General features: G+C 66.4%; 13 protein-coding genes. 2 read left to right on the top strand and 11 right to left on the bottom strand.

Going from position 1 to position 16,953, the window contains the following annotated elements; all coding sequences use genetic code 11:
* Positions 1-116: 116 nt before the first annotated feature.
* Together SPR01S_RS18410 and argS are read right to left on the bottom strand one after the other, a co-directional pair.
* Positions 117-872 carry an SPOR domain-containing protein gene (locus SPR01S_RS18410; protein ID WP_066592282.1) on the bottom strand — a complete coding sequence of 252 codons (756 nt, stop codon included), beginning with the start codon at positions 870-872 and terminating at the stop codon, positions 117-119.
* Positions 872-2,599, bottom strand: coding sequence for an arginine--tRNA ligase (argS, locus tag SPR01S_RS18405; protein WP_066592279.1), 1,728 nt, complete (start codon positions 2,597-2,599; stop codon positions 872-874). Before argS ends, SPR01S_RS18410 begins: the two co-directional genes overlap by 1 nt.
* A 133-nt stretch (positions 2,600-2,732) precedes the next feature.
* Between argS and SPR01S_RS18400 the strand changes: the two genes are divergently transcribed.
* Positions 2,733-3,542: a class I SAM-dependent methyltransferase gene (locus tag SPR01S_RS18400; RefSeq protein WP_066592276.1), complete on the top strand. Its 810-nt coding sequence runs from the start codon at positions 2,733-2,735 to the stop codon at positions 3,540-3,542.
* A gap of 16 nt (positions 3,543-3,558) precedes the next feature.
* Here the strand turns inward: SPR01S_RS18400 and SPR01S_RS18395 are convergent, their stop codons facing one another.
* Positions 3,559-4,473 (bottom strand): alpha/beta fold hydrolase, encoded by a 915-nt coding sequence (locus SPR01S_RS18395; protein WP_066592270.1) that lies wholly within the window; start codon positions 4,471-4,473, stop codon positions 3,559-3,561.
* A gap of 109 nt (positions 4,474-4,582) precedes the next feature.
* Here SPR01S_RS18395 and SPR01S_RS18390 point away from each other — a divergent pair, with 109 nt between their 5' ends.
* Positions 4,583-5,548 (top strand): LysR family transcriptional regulator, encoded by a 966-nt coding sequence (locus SPR01S_RS18390; protein WP_066592262.1) that lies wholly within the window; start codon positions 4,583-4,585, stop codon positions 5,546-5,548.
* On the opposite strand, the gene SPR01S_RS18385 is transcribed toward SPR01S_RS18390, so the two are convergent.
* The 8 genes from SPR01S_RS18385 to SPR01S_RS18350 form a co-directional block, all read right to left on the bottom strand.
* A complete protein-coding gene (locus SPR01S_RS18385; RefSeq protein WP_066592259.1) occupies positions 5,526-6,677 on the bottom strand; it encodes a DUF1501 domain-containing protein in 1,152 nt (383 codons plus the stop codon). The two genes, SPR01S_RS18390 and SPR01S_RS18385, sit on opposite strands and share 23 nt — an antisense overlap.
* A gap of 1 nt (position 6,678) precedes the next feature.
* Positions 6,679-8,241, bottom strand: a complete 1,563-nt coding sequence (locus SPR01S_RS18380; RefSeq protein ID WP_066592255.1) for a DUF1800 domain-containing protein — start codon at positions 8,239-8,241, stop codon at positions 6,679-6,681.
* A gap of 106 nt (positions 8,242-8,347) precedes the next feature.
* Complete coding sequence (locus tag SPR01S_RS18375) at positions 8,348-9,517, bottom strand: deoxyguanosinetriphosphate triphosphohydrolase (protein ID WP_066592254.1); 1,170 nt, start codon at positions 9,515-9,517, stop codon at positions 8,348-8,350.
* Between the two features lie 198 nt (positions 9,518-9,715).
* The gene (locus SPR01S_RS18370; protein ID WP_066592252.1) at positions 9,716-12,001 is read right to left on the bottom strand and encodes an SPOR domain-containing protein; all 2,286 of its coding nucleotides are present in this window, start codon (positions 11,999-12,001) and stop codon (positions 9,716-9,718) included.
* Between the two features lie 158 nt (positions 12,002-12,159).
* Positions 12,160-13,638, bottom strand: a complete 1,479-nt coding sequence (gene ftsZ, locus SPR01S_RS18365) for a cell division protein FtsZ (protein ID WP_066592249.1) — start codon at positions 13,636-13,638, stop codon at positions 12,160-12,162.
* Positions 13,639-13,746: 108 nt separating this feature from the next.
* Positions 13,747-15,009, bottom strand: coding sequence for a cell division protein FtsA (gene ftsA, locus SPR01S_RS18360; RefSeq protein WP_066592247.1), 1,263 nt, complete (start codon positions 15,007-15,009; stop codon positions 13,747-13,749).
* A 16-nt stretch (positions 15,010-15,025) separates the two neighbouring features.
* Positions 15,026-15,958, bottom strand: coding sequence for a cell division protein FtsQ/DivIB (locus tag SPR01S_RS18355; RefSeq protein WP_066592246.1), 933 nt, complete (start codon positions 15,956-15,958; stop codon positions 15,026-15,028).
* The gene (locus tag SPR01S_RS18350) at positions 15,955-16,872 is read right to left on the bottom strand and encodes a D-alanine--D-alanine ligase (protein WP_066592244.1); all 918 of its coding nucleotides are present in this window, start codon (positions 16,870-16,872) and stop codon (positions 15,955-15,957) included. Before SPR01S_RS18350 ends, SPR01S_RS18355 begins: the two co-directional genes overlap by 4 nt.
* Positions 16,873-16,953: the final 81 nt, after the last annotated feature.

Genomic DNA, 16,953 nt, shown 5'->3' with positions numbered 1-16,953 from the left:
TGGCTAACGATGAGTTAGGTCAGGTCCGTCATGCTCGAAGCCGGACCACGCAAGAAAGGGCGAGGATCGCCCCCGCCTTCCGATCTCTCTCCGTCTTGGATGGACGCAACGCACCGTCAGTTCGTGACGATGCACGCCTCGCCAGCGACTTTCAGCTTGCCGCACAATTCCTGCGCGGCGCCCGCGCTGCCGGCATTGACCTTGAGCCGGTAGAAGGTGCGGCCGTTGACTTCCGCCTTCTCCACCGACTTGCCGAGATTGGCGATATAGGTGAACCGCTTCGACTCCCGCGTCCACGCGCTATTGGCAGCTGCTTCGCTGGGGAAAGCGCCAAGCTGAACCAGCGCGCCGCCGCCTCCGCCATTGGCGACCGGCACCGGTTTGCCCGGGGGCGGCGCCACCAGCTTGCCGCCCGAACCTGCGACGCGGGCGGTCGCGACCGGGCTGCCCGGCCCGGTCTTGGCGTTCGACGCCGCCCGGGTGCCGGCGACCGGCGCCTCGGGCAGCTTGGTCACCGCGATCTGGCTGTTGCCTCCGCCATTGCCGCCGCTCGTCGCGACCGAGGCGTCGCCCTCGCCCTCTACCTTGAGGCCGCCGGGATCGTCCGGCTTGACTTTGTAATCGCCTTCCTGCGCGGCGATCAGGTCGCCATTGCCCGGCGCGGGCGCGCGGTGCTTCCACCAATAGACGCCGCCGAGCACCGCTCCGAGCGCGACCAGCCCGAGCAGAACGAGGCCGACGAGACGACCAAGCGGAGGCCCCTCCTCCTCGTCATCCGCCGCGGTCTCGAGCCAGGGCAGTCGATCCTCGTCGCGTGCCGCGGGCTCGGCCACAGGCTCCGATGCCAGATATTCGTCCTCTTCGCCCGCCATCACTTCATCTCCTGGACGGCCTCGACCCCCATGATGGCGAGACCATTGCGGACAATCTGCCCGATCGCGTCGCCGAGGAAAAGCCGCGCGCAGGTGAGCTCAGGACGGTCCGGAATCAGATACCGCCGCTCGGGGCGGTCGTTACCAACATTCCATTGCGCGTGAAACTCTGCCGCCAAGTCATAGAGATAAAAGGCGATCCTGTGCGGCTCGCGAGCCGCCGCCGCGGTTTCGACGACGCGCGGGAACTGCGCGGCGAGCTTCACCAGCCGCAGGTCCTCCGTATCAAGCTGGGACAGGTCGATGTCCTTGCACACGATCCCGGCCTCCGCGGCCCGCCGCTTGAGCGACGCGACTCGCGCGTGCGCATACTGGACGTAGAACACCGGATTGTCCTTCGACGCCTCCACCACCTTGGCGAAATCGAAATCCATCTGCGCATCGGCCTTGCGCGTCAGCATGGTGAAGCGGACGACGTCCTTGCCGACTTCGCGTACGACGTCGGCAAGCGTGACGAAGTTGCCGGCCCGCTTCGACATCTTGACCGGCTCGCCGCCGCGCAACAGTCGCACCATCTGGACCAGCTTGACGTCGAACCGCGTCTTGCCGCCGGTCAGCGCCTGCACCGCCGCGACGATCCGCTTGACGGTACCGGCATGGTCAGCGCCCCAGATGTCGATCAGCGCGTCGGCGGTCTGCGCTTTCTGCCAATGATAAGCGAGGTCGGCGCCGAAATAGGTCCAGCTGCCGTCCGACTTCTTGATTGGCCGGTCCTGGTCGTCGCCGAATTGCGACGAGCGGAACAGCGGCAACTCGACCGGCTCCCAATCCTCGGGCGTCTCGCCCTTGGGCGCTTCGAGCACGCCGTCATAGACCAGGCCGCGCGCGCGCAATTCCTTCTCGGCCGCTTCCGGCTTCTTCGCCGCCTGCAGTTCGGCCTCGGACGAGAACAGGTCGTGATGGATGCCGAGCAGCGCCAGGTCGTCCTTGATCAGCACCAGCATCTGCGCGACCGCGACCTTGCGGAACAGCGCCAGCCATTCGCTTTCGGGCGCCGAGACGAACTTGTCGCCGAACTCGGTCGCCAGCGCCTGCCCAACCGGGATCAGATAGTCGCCGGGATAAAGTCCCTCGGGGATCTCGCCGATCTCCTCGCCCAGCGCCTCTCGGTAGCGCAGGTGCGCCGAGCGCGCGAGCACGTCGACCTGGCCACCGGCATCGTTGACATAATATTCGCGGATGACCTTGTAGCCGCCCCATTCGAGCAAGGCGGCAAGCGCATCGCCGACCACCGCGCCGCGGCAATGGCCCATGTGCATCGGGCCGGTCGGGTTAGCCGAAACATATTCGACATTGACGGTCTGGCCGTGCCCCTTGGTCGAGCGACCGTAATCGGCGCCGCCATCGATGATCGCGGCGAGCTCGTTGCGCCAGGTGTCGTCGGTCAGCGTCATGTTGATGAAACCCGGCCCCGCCACCGCGACGCTCGCCACTTCGTCGAGCTTGCCGAGTTCGGCCGCGATCTTGTCGGCGAGCACACGCGGATTGGTCCCGGCCGGCTTGGCCAGCACCATCGCGGCGTTGGTCGCCAAATCACCATGGCTGGCGTCGCGCGGCGGCTCGACCGTCACCGCGCCTCGCGCCAGCCCGCTCGGCAGATCGCCATGCGCGGTCAAGGCATCGAGCGCCGCATCGATATGCGCGGCAAAGCGGGTGTAGAGGGTCATGCTGGGGTCCAACGATAAGGAGAAGGCGCGCCCTTAGACCAAGCGCGCGCGACACTCAAATTTGCGATGCCGGCCATCGCATTCAATACGAACCGGATTGACGGTGTTATGTTGTATCATTATCCGACGCGACATGACCGCTCCTCCCCAAGCCATCAACGACCCGGCGCACTGGGATTCGCTCGCAGAGCGCTATGCCGACGAAGCCGATCGCCTGACCAGGCTCTATTGCGAAGCGGCATGGCAGGCCGTCGACCTGCCGCAGGGCGCTCGCGTGCTGGACGTCGCAACGGGAGCGGGTGCGTTGCTGGGGATCGCTGTGAAAGGCGGCGCCGATGCGATCGGCATCGATTTTTCGCCCGCCATGGTTGGCCTGGCACAGGAACGGGCCGCCGCTATCCGTCCCGGAAATCATGCCATGGTGATGGATGGCCAAAAGCTCGATTTCCCCGATGCGAGCTTCGATGCCGCCTTCTCGATGTTCGGGGTGTTCATGTTTCCGGACCCGATCGCTGGTTTCGCGGAGATCGCGCGCGTGCTGCGGCCGGGCGGGCTGGCGGTGATCGCGGTGTGGGAGAATGCCGGCGGCGCCGGTCCCGCGATATTGTTTCAGGAGGCGGCGCGGCGCCTGTTTCCGGACCGCCCCATCCCGACCCCGATGGCGCGGCTGTTCAATTCACCGGCGTTGCTCGACCAGGCGTTTCGCGAGGTCGGCCTCGAACCGCAAACGGTCCACTCGGTCGAGCGCCCTTGGCCGGTGCAGCCGGTCGAATGGTTTCGCGAGAATGCCAAGCTCGCCTTCGGTTGGTCGCCTTTGTGGCGCGATCTCGACGAGCAACAGCGCACCGCATTTTCGGAGGAAGCCGCCGCGCTGGCGATGAAGCTGCCACCCGAAGGAATCCGGTCGACCGCGTTCATCGGCATGGCGCGCAAGCCCGCTTGATCGTCCCGGATCGAGCTTACTTCCCCGCGTCCAGAAACTGACGAACCAGCTTTACCGTCGCGTCTGGCTGCTCTTCCATCAGCCAATGCCCGGAATTGGCCACGACAGCTCCAGTGACATTGGTTGCCGTGGCGCGCATCACCGTCGCCATCGTCGTGCCGAACGACTTGTCGCCGCCGATCGCTAGGATCGGCATGGTCAGCTTGCCGTCGGCGAGGAACGCCTTGTCGTCGACCGCGTCCTGATCGAACGCCGCGAACTGCGAGAAGCCCGAATGCATCGCGCCGGGCAGCGCATAGAGTTTCGCGTAATGCTCGCGCGACTGTTCGCTGAACTTGGCCGGCGTGGCGGAGAATTCGTTCCAGAAACGATCGAGATAGATGCGTTCGCGTCCTGCGACCAACCGCTCCATGTCAGGTCCACCGAAGCGGAAGTGCCAAAGCAGCGGGTTCTTCAATATCTCTTCCCACGGTCCGATGCCCGGAATCGGCGCGTCCATCAGCACGAACTTCTTCACGCGATCGCGATGTTCGGCGGTGAAGGCATAGCCGACCATATTGCCGATATCGTGCGTAACGAGGTCGACCTTGTCGATCTTCAAGGCATCGAGAATGCCGGCAATATCCTGGCCCTGCGTCTTCTTGTCATAGCCGCCGGCCGGGTGGGCCGACAGGCCGAGGCCGCGTAGATCGGGCACGATCACGGTGTGGTCGCGCATCAGGTCGGCGGCCAGCGGCGCCCACATGTCGCCGGTCTCGCCGTAACCGTGCAGGAGCACCACGGCCGGGCCCTTGCCACCGACACGAACGTGCAGCGTGGTGCCGTTGGTCGGGATGTCGCGTTCGACGAACGATGCCGGAAAAGGTTGGACTTGTGCCGCCGCCGGCGCCGCGGCGAGCAAGCTTAGCGCGAGAATGGCTGATCGAAGCATGGCGAAATCCCTGTTGGCGCGTCGTGACGCTATCGACAGGAACGTGCGCGCGATGCATCGTCCGGACTAGCCGGCCAATGCCGAATTCGGTTTTCGGAAGGATCGAACGATGATCAAGATGGACGGCATCGCCGCGTTCGTCGCCACTGCCGAATCCGGATCGATCAGCGAGGCCGCCCGGCAATTGGGACACGCCAAGTCGGTAATCAGCGAGCGGCTGGCCGAGCTCGAGCGGACATTGGGCGTCCGGCTGGTTCAGCGCACCACGCGCAAACTGTCGCTGACCGAGGACGGCGACAGCTTCCTGCCCCGCGCCCAGCGAATCCTGTTCGAGGCGCGGGAAGCACAGTCCGAAATCGCCGAGCGGCGCGACACGCTGGCGGGCACGCTGAAATTGTCCGCGCCCGTCAGCTTCGGCGTGCTGCATTTGGGACCCGCTCTATACGATTTTCTCGCCGAGCATCCCGGCCTGGAGCTGACGCTCGAGCTCGACGACCGTTTCGTCGATGCCGCGGCCGATGGCTTCGATGCGGTGATCCGCCATGGCCCGGTGGCGGACAACCGGCTGGTCGCCAAGCGGCTGGCAACGACGCGGAGGATCCTGGTCGCGTCGCCCGATTATCTCGCGCGCAACGGGACGCCGCATTCGCTGGCCTGCCTCAACGCGCATAAGGGCATCGTCTATACCAATCGCGAAGCGGATTGGCGGTTCGATGCGCCGGAAGGCTGGACGGTAATCAGGCCGCGTAGCGTGATACGCGTCAACAATGGCCTGATCATGCGCGGCGCAGCCTTGGCGGGGCTCGGTATCACCCTGCTTCCCGATTTCTTCGTTCATGCCGAACTGGCCGACGGATCGCTCGTCCATGTTGATGTCGGCGCGGCGGCCGAAGGCGCCGAGCTCTACATCTGCTATCCGCTAGCCCGCACCCCTTCCGCCAAGATCACCGCGATGACCGACAGCCTGCGCCGCGCCTTCGGCACCCCGCCTTATTGGGACCGTTCGGCACGGGCTGACCCCCGTCCGGTTACTGCCTTGGTCGCGGAAGAAATCACGCCAACGATAGCCCGCTGACCGGTGCCGCGCCTTTCGTGTCCGGGAACAAGGTCGCCATCACCTTGCCCGGCTCGACCTGGTAATGGCCGGCGACCGCGCCGGCGACGAATTGATCGAGGCCGAGCGTCGGCTTGAGGTCGCGGCCTTCAAACAGAGCCGCCTGCCCCAGCCCCGGCCAATCGGCGACCACACGCCCGCCTTTGACCGCGCCGCCGACCAGCATCGCCGCCGATCCGGTGCCGTGATCGGTCCCGCCGGTACCGTTGACCGCAACGGTGCGGCCGAACTCGGTCGCGACGAGAACCATCGTATCGCTCCAAGCCGGCCCCATACCGGTCTTCAGGCTGGCGAGCATGGCGTCCAACCCCTTGAGCTGCGCCGTCAGCCGGCCGCGCTGGCCGGCATGGGTGTCCCAGCCGCCGGTTTCGATCATCGCAATCCGCGCGCCGTTGGCCGGCGCTAGCAATCGCGCCGCGAGCTGGCCGGTTGCCGCCGCGTTCTTGACGCTGACATCGGCAAGGTCGCCGGTCAGCTGGCGTGTGTCCATCGCCTCGCTCCACAACCCATGGAGCTGGCTATCGCCCTGATAGAGCGCGGCGACACGCGTCAGCAGGTCGTCGGATGCCTGGGGCAGCGCGGACGGCGCGTAACTGGTCACCTCATGCGCCCCACGCATCGCGAGCGGGATCGTCGCGGAGATCGCGATCGCCTTGGCTTCGCCCGACGGGATGACGCCGAGCATGCGGTTCATCCAGCCGTCCTTGACCTGGTACGCACCGGTCCCCCCGCTTTCGAGCACGTTCTGGCCATCGAAATGCGAGCGGTCGCGATAGGGCGAGGCCACGGCGTGGGCGAACAGCGCCTCCTTGGCGTCGTACATGCCGGCGAGCGACGTCATCGCCGGATGGAGCGCGAACATCGTATCGAGCTTCTTGCCGGTCGCGAAATCTTCGGCAAGCTGACCGCGAGCACCGGCAAAGGCCGGATCGCCGACCGCCCCGATCGTGCCGAGTCCATCGGCCGCTCCACGCTGGATGATGAAGACGAAACGGCGGTCGGTGTCGGCCTTGGCGAAGGCCATGCGCGGCGCCAGCGCGAGCGCCGCGGCGCCCGCGGAACCGATCAGGAAAGAGCGGCGATCGTACATATTACCTCCGCAGCATTTCAGGAGAGACGAGCAGCAAGGCGAGTGCCTGGCCGGGACTTTCTGCACGGGCCAGGGCCTGTTCCGTGGCGGGCGACAGCGCCGCCGGGAAGAGTTTGGGCGCAATCGCGCGCGCATCGATCTGTGCGGCGGCGCGAGTGGCGAAACGCTCCGACGCCTCGACCCGGCGGACCAACGCGTCAGGTCCGGCCCAGCTCGCGGCGATATCGTCATAACCGGCGGGCGATCCCGGCTTCCAGGTCGGCTGTCCGAGCTGGTTGAGCAGGCCGACCGCCGCAAGCGGCTGGACTTGCGTCATGCCGAGCGCGCGATAGGCCGACACCGTCCATTCCCAGGGCGACTTGAACTTGACCGGCTGCGCCACCCAGCATTCGGGGCTGTCGATCAGCACGCGATAGAGGCTGGGCAGGTCGCCGCCGGTTTTGACGAAGCTCGCCTGGAGCCGCTGGACGAGCGCGGGCGGCGGGGTGTCGCCGGCGAAATGGCGCGCGAGCTTGGTGGCGATATGCAGCGCCGTCGCCGGACTGGTCGCCAGCGTGTCGAGCACCGCTTGCGCCTGCTTCTCGCCGTCCTCGCGATAGGTGCGCCCGATAATGGTGCGCTCGCCGGGTTCGTGCAGGCGCTCGGAAAACACGAAATCGCCCGGAGTGCCGTCGGTGCCGGCCATCCTCGCGCCCGGCCCGCGGCCGATGCCCGCCACCGTCCAGCCCGTCAGCGCACGCGCGAATTCGGTGACGTCGGCCTGGGTATAGCCGCTCCGCACGCCCAGCGTGTGCAATTCCATGATCTCGCGCGCGAGATTCTCGTTGAGGCCGAGCTTCCGGCCGTTCGGGCGCGGACGCCGCGCGGCGAACCGCCCCGCCATCGAATTGGGTCCGACCGACACCGCCTGGTCGAGATAGAGCAGCATCGCCGGATGGCGTTCGACCGCGTTGAGCATGTCGCCGAATGTGCGGGTTAGATTCGGGCGAATAGCCTCAAACTCGAGCAGGCCAGACAGCCCGATCACCTGGAGTTTGTCTGCGGACACCGCGAAATGGTTGGCCCAGAAATGCGTCAGACGGTCGGCGAACGGCGCGTTGCTGGTGATCGCGGCGGCGACGCGCGCGCCTACGGCAACGGCATAATCGTCACGCACCTGCTTTCCGACATAGCGCCGCGCTTCCTTAACTGGGTCGTCCGCCTCGGGCTTGGTACCGGGCTCAGGCGTGCCGGGCGGGATGACTGCCGTGCCGGGACGCATCGCCATGTCCATCGGCACGTCGGGTTTTGCCACGCCGGGCTGCCCCGTCCGCATTGGCGCGGCGGCGCGTTGCTGGCGACGGCCCAACCCCATCTGGCGAAGCTGGCGCTGCTGCTCATAGAAATCGGCGAGTTCACCCGCCACTTCGGCGCGCGGCGGGACGGACGCAAGCGCCGCGGGCTTCGGATCGAACGCCTCGATCTGGTGTTTCAACCAGGCCTTGGGGTTGTCGGGAATGCTCTCATCGGGCCGGGCACCAAGCCCGAAGCGATTGAGTGCAATGCTGGCATCGGTCGCCGCCATCGACGCGTCACTCCTGTTCGCACCCGCGGTCGAACCGCCAGGTGTCGCACAACTATCCCGAATATAACGCGTCAGTTAGGCATTCCCTTCGCGCTGATGGGTTTATCTAAAACCCATCAGGCAAATCGATCGGTCCAACCACTTCGCGATAGCGCGCGATCGCATAACGGTCGGTCATCCCGGCGATGAAATCGGCGATGTGGCGGCTGAGCCAGGGCTCGTCGGCGGGTAGCCGCGCCGCCCAATCGCTGGGCATCAGCGAGGGGTCGGCATGATAGGCCGCGAACAGTCCGGCGACGACGTGCCGCGCCGCCTCCGCCGCCGCCAACTGGCGCGGATGGTGATAAAGGTTCGCGTACATGAACCGCTTCAGGTCGCGCTCGTCGTCGCGCATCCGCTCGGAGAATTTGATCAACGCCCTGCCCGCATCGCGCGCATCATCCGCCGACGTCACCCGCGCATCTGCGATCGCCGCGCGGCTGGTATCGATCAGGTCCATGACCATCCCGCCGATCTGGCCGCGGATGAGTTCGCCGACCAGCCGCTCGTGCGGCACATCCGAGAACCGCAGGCGGCATTCGTCCCAGCGCGCGGCGATCATCGGCAAGTCGAGCAGCTGATCCAGGCTCAGCAGCCTGGCGCGCAATCCGTCGTCGATATCGTGATTGTCATAGGCGATGTCGTCGGCGATCGCCGCGACCTGCGCTTCCAGGCTCGGCCAGTTTGCGAGCTCGAGCGGAAATTGCTCGTCGGCGCGCGCCAGTGCCCATTGCGGCTCGATGATCGGGCCATTGTGCTTGGCGAGTCCCTCCAGCGTCTCCCACGTCAGGTTGAGGCCGGGGAACCGCGGATAGGGGCTGTCGATCTCGGTCAGCGTGCGCAGCGTGTTGCCGTTATGATCGAACCCGCCGCGATCCTTGAGCGCCGCCTCCAGCGCATCCTCGCCGGCATGGCCGAACGGCGGGTGACCGATATCGTGCGCCAGGCACAAAGCTTCGGTGAGGTCTTCATTGAGGCCCAGCGCGCGCGCGACGGTGCGGCCGATCTGGGCGACTTCCAGGCTATGCGTCAGACGGACGCGAAAATGATCGCCATCGGGCGCCAGAAAGACCTGGGTCTTGTGCCGCAGACGGCGGAAGCTGATCGAGTGGATGATGCGGTCGCGGTCGCGCTGAAATGCATCGCGCGGTCCGCGCGTGGTGGTTTCGGGTTCCGGATAGAGCCGCCCGCGGCTGTCTTCGGGATGCGAAGCATAAGGAGCAGGCGTCCTGGTCATCGCGCTCGCGTGTAGCGGCGGGAGTCCGGGAAATCTAACCGATACTTGCTGCGAAAGGTGTCCACCTCCCCACGCCTCCCCGGCGAAGGCCGGGGCCCAGTCGCGATGGCTGTGGTTAGGCGGGTATGCCCTCGCTACGTCGCCGAAGCTGGGCCCCGGCCTTCGCCGGGGAAGCGTAATTTTGGCAGGGCGCGAAAACTACTTCCCGCTGCCGAGACGGTCGATCTTCTGCCCTTTGGCGCTGGTGAAGACGAAGCCCGACAGACCCGCCTTGGCCAGCTGATTGACGAAGGCCTGCGCCTCGTCCTCGGACTTGAACGGTCCGGTCAGGACGCGGTTGGTCGCGCGTAGCGGCGTCGACCATCCCTGACGATTGCGGAACAGATCGGGCGCCTTGGTCTTGAGCCCATTCCAGGCCTTTTCCAGCGCCGCCTGGTTGGCGCCGCCCGCCACTTGGACCCAGACGCGCGCGGGATCGCCTTTGGTTGCCGCATCGGCCTTGGCGCCCTTCGCGTCGGCAGTCTCGCATTTGGCCGACGCCTTGCCTTTCGCTCCTGCCTTGCCGCGCGTGGTGGCAAGCTCGGCCCGGCTCCGCGTTCCCGCTTTGCCCTTGGTCGCCGGTAACGGGCAGCCATTCTTGTCGAGCGCAACCTCTTCGCCCTTTGTGTCGCGCGCGCTCTTCGCGTCCGCGGTCTCGCACTTGGTCGCGGACTTGCCTCTCAGCGCCGCCTTGCCGCGCGTCGTCGCCCTGCCCTTGGCCGGCGGCGGACATCCATTGTCGTCGAGCGCGGCATTGTCCGACTTGGCATCGCGGCCGCCCTTCGCGTTCGCGACTTCGCATTTGGCGGTCGATTTGCCCTTTGCCGTCGCTCGGCCCCTCACCGTCGTCTTGCCCTTCGCCACCGGAGGACACGCAACCGGATCGGCATCGTCCTTTGCCGCCTTCGCGTCCTCGAGCGGCTTGCCGTTGCGGCCCTTGGCAGACTTGCCGTCGCGAGGATCAGCAGTTTCTTCACCCGACGCCTTGCGGGTCGCCGATCGTGCTTCGGGCGTCCTGGCGGCAGGTTTGGGTTGCTCCACCTTCGCCTTGGGTTCAGGCGCTACTTCGACTGGCTTGGGCGCCGGAGGCGGTGGCGGCGGAGCGGCGCGCGTCGGCGGCGGCGCGACCCCGAGTTCCGAACCAGGCACGGAGATACCGGCGATGATCCTGGCGAGCACGGTATCCTCGCTGACACGCGAGGTCGCGGTCGGCGCCGGGCTGATCCCCGCCTCGGCGGCGGTCGGGCGGTCGGCTAGGCCATGATCGGCACTCGCAGCGCTGAAGCCGGGGGCCGGCGCGGGCGCGGCCGCGACCACGACCGGTGCGGGCAACGGTGCCGGAGCCGTCGTGGTGGGTGCGGGAGTGGGTTTCGGAGTCTCGGCGACCCTGACCGGCGGCGGCAAGGGCGTTGGCGCCGGGGTCAGCCCGGTCGCGGGCTTCGGCGAGGGAAGCGGCGCGGCGTAGATGACGCGCGGTGACGGCTGGGGCGAAGGCGTGGGCGTGGGTGTCGGCGTCGCCCGCGGCGGGATATAGGAAGGCGGATTCATCGCCACTTCTACCGGCGCCGCCGGCTTCGGCGCAGGGACTACAGGCGCGAGGTCCTGGTCCTTCTTCCGCTTCTTGTGCTTCCTGGTGTCGTCCTGGACCGTCGGCCGCGGCTTGGGTTGCTCTGCCACGGCAAGAACCTTCGGTGCCGTCGGGTCGGGCCCGAGCCGCGGCAGCGCCGGGACCATCCGTGCATCGGCGACGCGTTCGGGCGTCGCCCGCAACTCGCCGAAATTGACCGCGAAAGCGCGGTCGGCGGCCGATAGCATCGGCAGCCGGTCGAAGAACGGGGCCAGCCCGGCACCCAGGCCCGGCGACATCATCGAATTGGCGATTTTCTGCGCACCCTCACGATCGCCGCTCATCGCCAGGATGAACGCGCGGTCGCGCCACGCCGCACGATCGCTCTTGCGCAGCAACGCGTCGAGCAGGTCGAGCGCTTCCTTCTTGCGCCCGGAAATCCCCATCGACAGCGCATAGCGCCGCGTTATCTCGTCATCGGGGCCCTTACGCAGTGCCAGCCGGTAATCGCGTTGCGCACGTTCCTGCTCACCGATCAGGTCGTAGGCGAGGCCGCGATCACCGGCATATTTACTGGGATCGAGCCCGCGCGCTTCTGCTTCCTGGAACCGCCGTAGCGCTTCGCCGGGACGCTCGGCACGCACCAGCAAGCTGCCGAGCCCCGCCTTTACCCGCGGATTGAGCGGATCGAGCTTTTCGGCGCGACCGAAAAATCCGGCCGCCGCGGTGTTGTCGCCCATCCTGAGGGTCAGTTCGCCGGCGGTGACCAATGCTTCGATGTCGAGCGGATTGGCGGCGAGAATGCGCATGTCCGCGGCCAGCGCGTCGGCATCTCGATTTTCATCGGCGGTCTGAGCAAAGGCTTGTCCACCGCTCATTGCCAAAACAACTGCGGCGAGACCGAGAGCGCGTCGGAACATCATGTCGGTTGTCAGCCTAAACCCGACGGTGGCTGAACGGGAAATGATCTTGTGCTTCACAAGCGGCGAGACGGGGTGCGGCGACGATGAACGTCACCGACACCCCGCAAATCGGCTTACTGGTTGTTCTGGCGGTGCAGGAAGCGCGGGATATCGAGCGAATCCTTGCCCTCGTCCTCGTCCGCTTCGGAGCGCGAGCCGCCGCGCGCGACGCTCTGCATCCGTTCGAACAAGGTGCCGCCAAGCTTCATGCGCGGGGCCGGCGGCGCTTCCGCCTCGTCACCGGTGGAAATGGCCGGAGCCTCTTCGGCGCTCTCACCCGGCGACAGCCAGCCTGGCGTCTCCTTGGCTTCAGTCTCGGCGGCCGCGGGCGCTTCATATTCGGCAGGAGCCGCCGCATCGTCGACCGCGACCTCGCTGCCCAATACCAGCTCGTCGGCGTCAGCCTCCGGCGCAGCGGTGTCCGCGCTGTCGACCGGAGTCTCGAGGTCCAGCGGCTGCGCGTCGGCTTCGGGGGCCTTCGCTTCGGGCGCCGCTTCGACCGGCGACGCCGGAATCACCGACTCCGTCCTGCGGCCGAAACTGAACGCGCGGGTCGCCGGCTCCGCGGCGGCTGCGGCCACGGCCGCACTATCGGCTTCGATCCCGGTGGCGACGACCGACACGCGGATCTTGCCTTCCAGGTCGGGATTGAACGCCGAACCCCAGATGATGTTGGCGTCTTCATCGACCAGTTCGCGAATATGGTTGGCGGCCTCGTCGACTTCGAGCAGGCGCATGTCCTCGCCGCCGGTGATCGAGACGATCACGCCCTTGGCGCCCTTCATGCTGACGCCGTCGAGCAGCGGGTTGGCGATCGCCTTCGACGCGGCTTCGATGGCGCGGTTGTCGCCCTCGGCCTCGCCAGTGCCCATCATCGCCTTGCCCATCTCCTGCATCACCGACCGCACGTCGGCGAAGTCGAGGTTGATCAGGCCCGGCATGACCATCAGGTCGGTGATCCCGCGCACGCCCTGCTGCAGCACTTCGTCGGCCATTTCGAAGGCCTGTTTGAACGTGGTATTGGCGTTGGCGACCAGGAACAGATTCTGGTTGGGAATAACGATCAGGGTATCGACGTACTTCTGCAGTTCCTCGATACCGGCCTCGGCCGCCTTGGCGCGGCGATTGCCCTCGAACGCGAACGGCTTGGTCACCACGCCAACGGTCAAGATGCCCATGTCGCGCGCCGCCTTGGCGATGACCGGGGCCGCGCCCGTGCCGGTACCGCCGCCCATGCCGGCGGCGATGAAGCACATATGCGCGCCTTCCAGCGTCTTGGCGACGCTGTCGATCGCCTCTTCCGCCGCGGCGCGTCCGATCTCAGGCCGCGCCCCCGCGCCGAGCCCTTGCGTGATCCGCACGCCGAGCTGGATCTTCTGTCCCGCCTGGCTCTGCTTGAGTGCCTGCGCATCGGTATTCGCGACGAGGAAGTCGACGCCTTGCACGTCGTTCTTCATCATGTTGGCGATCGCGTTGCCGCCCGCCCCACCGACGCCGATCACCGCGATGCGCGGAGTCAGCTCATCCACATCCGGAGGAAGAAATTCAACCATTACGCGTTCTCCGACGTGTTCCGCCCCCCGGAACACCTTAAACCCACAACTTCTTGCACCATCGCCCACCTACTATCCACTACAAATGGGGGTCGATGACGCATTTCTTTAATAATTCGCCCGAGCCGTTCTGATCAGGCGACGGAAGATCGATATCGGCGACGGACGGTGCACCATCTGGTGCTCCCCCGAGGCCAATGACCTGAGGTCGATCGGGTCGGTCGCGGCATGGTGGACCAATCCCGCCAAGGTCGCGAAAGCCGGTCCCGAATGCGCGTCGGGCAGGCCGGCAAGCCCGCGCGGCCGTCCGACCCGGACCGACCGGCCGAGCGCGGCTTGGGCGTAATCGGCGATGCCCTTGAGCTCGGCGCCGCCACCGGTCAGCACGACTTGGCGCCCGACATTGCCGTCGAATTTCATCGCGGTCAGCGCCTTGCCGATCTCTCCCATCAACAATTCGAGCCGCTGGCGGATCACCGCGATCAGCTGCGCCTTGGTGATGCGCGGCCCCTCGCCCGCGCCGTCGTCGCTCAGCGGCGCGATCTCGAGCATCTCATGATTGTCACGCGGCGTCGCATTGGCGCAGCCGTGGAAGCACTTCATCCGCTCGGCCTGGGCGCGGCTGGCGCCGAAGGTCGAGGCAATGTCGTCGGTGATGTCGCTGGCGCCCATCGGGACGGTGACCAGACCGACCAGCATGCCGCCGGCGAACAGCGACACGTTGGTGATCCCGGCGCCCATCTCGACCAGCGCGGTACCCAGTTCGCGTTCTTCTGCGCTCAGGCAGGCAAGCCCGGTCGCGACTGGCGCGGCGATGATCGACTTCACCTCCAAATGCGACTTGGCGACGCACAGGCCGATATTGCGCACCGGCGAACCATCGGCGGCGACGACATGGATATGGACGCCCATCCGGTCGGCATGCAGGCCAAGCGGGTTCTTGACCCCGGTAATGCCGTCGAGCGTGTAGAGCGCGGGCTGGGCATGGAGCACCATGCGGCCGGCGGGATCGATCGATTCCCGCCCCGCGCGCAGCAACGCGTCGATATCGGTCTGTTCGATCCGGTGGCCGCCCATCTCGAACTCGATCGAGGCGACATCGCTGACCAGCCCGCCGGCGGAAAAGCCGACCCAGACATTTTCGATATTGGTCTGGGCGATGCGCTCGGCCTGTTCGACCGCTTCGCGCACCGCAACTTCGGTCGCCGCCATGTCGGCGATGCAGCCGCGCCGGACGCCGCGGCTTTCGCGCTGGCCGGTGCCGAGCACGATCAGCTCGCCGCCGCTGCCCTTCTGCGCGATCATCGCGGAAACCTTGGACGACCCGATATCGAGTGCTGTGATCAGCCCCTCCGGCGGTGTCTTGGCCATAACTCTATTCCCCCACTCAAACCTGATCGCGCGACGCCGCGCGATCCGCCGATGCCGGCGCACTGCCCTGCGAACTCGTCGGAACCCCAATCCGGCTCGATCCGTCGGGCTTGCGCATCACCATCCGATCCGGGTCGCGCATATCGATCTTTAACCAACCTTTACCCAAAAGGCGAAGCGTACCATCCCTCTCCGCAAACGTACGGAGCGCCTTGGCAGCTTCATCGGTTCCTTCGGGCAGCGACAAAGTCTCTCCGGTGTCGAACAACAGGTCCCAGCGGCGGTTGCCGACCCAGGTCGCGGCGCGCACCTTAGGCTTGAGCGCGGGCGCGCTGGTCATCAGCGTCTGATAGGCCGGCTCCTGACGGTCGGCCCCCGGCCCGATCACCAGCGGCAGATCGGGCATAGCGTCCGCCGACACCGGTTCGAGATAGACGCCGTCGCGATCGATCAGGCTCAGCGTCCCCTCATTTTGCCATACCGCCGCGGGCGTGCGCTCGACGATCCGGATCAACAACGTGTCGGGCAGCCGCCGCGAGACATGGGCGTCCTGTACCCACCCATATTGCAGCAGCTTGTCGCGGATCTGGTTGAGGTCGACCAGCGGCATGGCGCGCGATTTCTGTTCGAGCGCGACGGCATAGACCGTCATCTGGTCCATCCGCTTGACTCCGCGGATCTCGATCTGCTCGACGCGGAACCCGGCATTGCCCGCCTGTTCGGCGACCGCGGTGCCGACCGCGCCGGGAATGCCGAAGATTTGCGCGACGATCAGCGCGGCACCGACTGCGAGCGCGAAGATCGACCAGGTAGCGATACGCTGCAGCGTATGATGGCTGATCGGCAGCCAGGCCAGGATGCGGTCGATGATCGACGGCTTCTTCTGCTTGCGCTTGGCCGACGGCCTGCGCGCGGTCGGCCGCCCGCTCTTGGCCGGCGCACGGCTCATGCCAGTGCCTCGTCGATGATCATCTGCACCAGCTCCGGATAGGAGATGCCGAGATGTTTCGCCTGTTCGGGCACCAGGCTCAAGGGAGTCATGCCGGGCTGGGTATTGACCTCGAGCAGGAACAATCCGTCTTCGCCCCGCTCATCGTCCCAGCGGAAGTCCGATCGCGATGCACCTTTGCAGCCGAGCAGATGGTGCGCTTCGAGCGCGAGCCGCTTGCACGCCGCGGCGATCGTGTCGGGAATTTGCGCCGGAAAGACGTGCTCGGTCATGCCGTCGGTATATTTGGCATCGTAATCGTACCAGCCGGACTTGGGCTTGAGTTCGGTCACGCCGAGCGCACGGCCGCCAAGGATAGCGGTGGTCAGTTCGCGGCCGCGGACATAGGGCTCGGCGAGCAGTTCCTCGAATTCCTGCCAAGGCCCAGCGACGTCGCGGCCGATCGGGTTGCCGTAATTGCCGTCATCGGTAACGATGGCGACGCCGACCGACGAGCCTTCGTTGACCGGCTTCAGCACATAGGGCCGCTTGAGCGGATCGCCCTCGAATACTTCCGCCGACTTGACGATCCGTCCGCCGGGCATGGGAATGCCGTGTGGGACCAACGCCTGTTTGGTCAGTACCTTGTCGATCGCGATGACCGAGGTGACCATTCCCGAATGGGTGTATTTGAGCCCCATCAGGTCGAGCATGCCCTGGACCGAGCCATCCTCTCCCGGCGTGCCGTGAAGCGCGTTGAAGACGATGTCGGGCTTCGCTTCGCTAAGCTTGATCGCGACGTCGCGGCCCATATCGATCCGCGTGACGCGATGACCGAGCGATTCCAGCGCCTCAGCGATGCCCTTGCCCGACATCAGCGAGACTTCGCGCTCGGCAGACCAGCCGCCCATCAGGACGACGACGTGGAGGCTCATAATTCCTCCCCGTTCACGGGGAGGGGGACCAGCCGAAGGCTGGTGGAGGGGGCGGGCCACAAGCGGCATCCGAGGAGGCGA

Source organism: Sphingomonas pruni NBRC 15498, from assembly GCF_001598455.1.
Lineage (GTDB): Bacteria > Pseudomonadota > Alphaproteobacteria > Sphingomonadales > Sphingomonadaceae > Sphingomonas > Sphingomonas pruni.
Note: the sequence above shows the minus strand (reverse complement) of the source record. Positions and strands in the feature narration are given on the sequence as shown.

Excerpts from the sequence above, each read along its gene's own strand:
- SPR01S_RS18385 (WP_066592259.1), bottom strand. The coding sequence starts at position 6,677 with ATGTACGATCGCCGCTCTTTCCTGATCGGTTCCGCGGGCGCCGCGGCG.
- SPR01S_RS18370 (WP_066592252.1), bottom strand. The coding sequence starts at position 12,001 with ATGAGCGGTGGACAAGCCTTTGCTCAGACCGCCGATGAAAATCGAGAT.
- ftsA (WP_066592247.1), bottom strand. The coding sequence starts at position 15,009 with ATGGCCAAGACACCGCCGGAGGGGCTGATCACAGCACTCGATATCGGG.
- SPR01S_RS18400 (WP_066592276.1), top strand. The coding sequence starts at position 2,733 with ATGACCGCTCCTCCCCAAGCCATCAACGACCCGGCGCACTGGGATTCG.
- SPR01S_RS18390 (WP_066592262.1), top strand. The coding sequence starts at position 4,583 with ATGATCAAGATGGACGGCATCGCCGCGTTCGTCGCCACTGCCGAATCC.
- SPR01S_RS18350 (WP_066592244.1), bottom strand. The coding sequence starts at position 16,872 with ATGAGCCTCCACGTCGTCGTCCTGATGGGCGGCTGGTCTGCCGAGCGC.
- SPR01S_RS18410 (WP_066592282.1), bottom strand. The coding sequence starts at position 872 with ATGGCGGGCGAAGAGGACGAATATCTGGCATCGGAGCCTGTGGCCGAG.
- argS (WP_066592279.1), bottom strand. The coding sequence starts at position 2,599 with ATGACCCTCTACACCCGCTTTGCCGCGCATATCGATGCGGCGCTCGAT.
- ftsZ (WP_066592249.1), bottom strand. The coding sequence starts at position 13,638 with ATGGTTGAATTTCTTCCTCCGGATGTGGATGAGCTGACTCCGCGCATC.
- SPR01S_RS18395 (WP_066592270.1), bottom strand. The coding sequence starts at position 4,473 with ATGCTTCGATCAGCCATTCTCGCGCTAAGCTTGCTCGCCGCGGCGCCG.
- SPR01S_RS18355 (WP_066592246.1), bottom strand. The coding sequence starts at position 15,958 with ATGAGCCGTGCGCCGGCCAAGAGCGGGCGGCCGACCGCGCGCAGGCCG.
- SPR01S_RS18375 (WP_066592254.1), bottom strand. The coding sequence starts at position 9,517 with ATGACCAGGACGCCTGCTCCTTATGCTTCGCATCCCGAAGACAGCCGC.
- SPR01S_RS18380 (WP_066592255.1), bottom strand. The coding sequence starts at position 8,241 with ATGGCGGCGACCGATGCCAGCATTGCACTCAATCGCTTCGGGCTTGGT.